This is a genomic window from Streptomyces africanus (assembly GCF_002150735.1).
GTDB classification, from domain to species: Bacteria; Actinomycetota; Actinomycetes; order Streptomycetales; family Streptomycetaceae; genus Streptomyces; species Streptomyces africanus.
Genome location: NZ_MUKA01000613.1, coordinates 1 through 867 on the forward strand (window position 1 = coordinate 1; position 867 = coordinate 867).

The 867-nt window shown below is 70.6% G+C and carries 1 pseudogene; it reads left to right on the plus strand.

The window, feature by feature from the left end:
• Window positions 1–584: 584 nt before the first annotated feature.
• Window positions 585–867: pseudogene (locus tag CCL05_RS42655) on the plus strand (peptidoglycan-binding protein); the annotation flags it as partial.

Here is an 867-nt window from a genome sequence, read left to right on the forward strand (position 1 = left end):
CCGGTCAAGTGAGACGGCCAGTCCGATGCCGACCCTTGATCTTGAATGTGGCACCCTGACGTGGCGCACCGCAACGACCGCACCAACAGCGGCCCCATCGGCGATGGTTGTGGCGTGGTCAAGCCCGTATGAACCGTTCCTGGCGCGGCACTCATGTGACAGATGACAACAGAGTGGCGATGTAATCCCCGGTTCCTCGGCCCGTGCGACGTGACGGGAGTCCTGGGCAGCACGCTCGCCACGCGATGCCCGACCCGAGGGGATCAGTCCTCCTTGGCGTCACAAGAAACGCGCCATGACCCGTCGCCCAGACCTTCATCTCCGGTCGACAGGCTGTCGGCCATGCCGCGCCACACGTCGAACGTCAGGTTGCCCCTCCACGGCTCGGGCCGGCCGGGCGACCCCCGCCAGGGGGCCGGTTCCGCGACGAACCCGGACGCACCTCGGCACCGCTCGACCCGCCGAACGGTGCTCATCACGGGGGGAGTTGTCATCGCGGTCGCCGCCGGGGGGTGTGGCCCTCGTCCCGCGCTGGACCGATGCCGCCCGGTCCCCCTCCCCCGTCGAAGGCCGCGACTGCGTCGGTGAGCTCGGCGGTCGTGCGGCGCACCGATCTGTCCGACTCGGTGTCCCTCGACGGGACGCTCGACTACGGCAGCCCCCGTGCGATCAGCGGCCCCTCGGCCGGGACCGTGACCTGGCTGCCGGCGATCGGGGCCACCCTCACCCGCGGCCACCAGCTCTACCGGGTCGAAAACCGGCCGACCGTGGTGTTCTACGGATCCACCCCTCTGTACCGGCGCCTGGACACGGCGGGCATGGTCGGCCCGGACGTGCGGGTGGTGGCTGACTCTCTCCGGGCGCTGG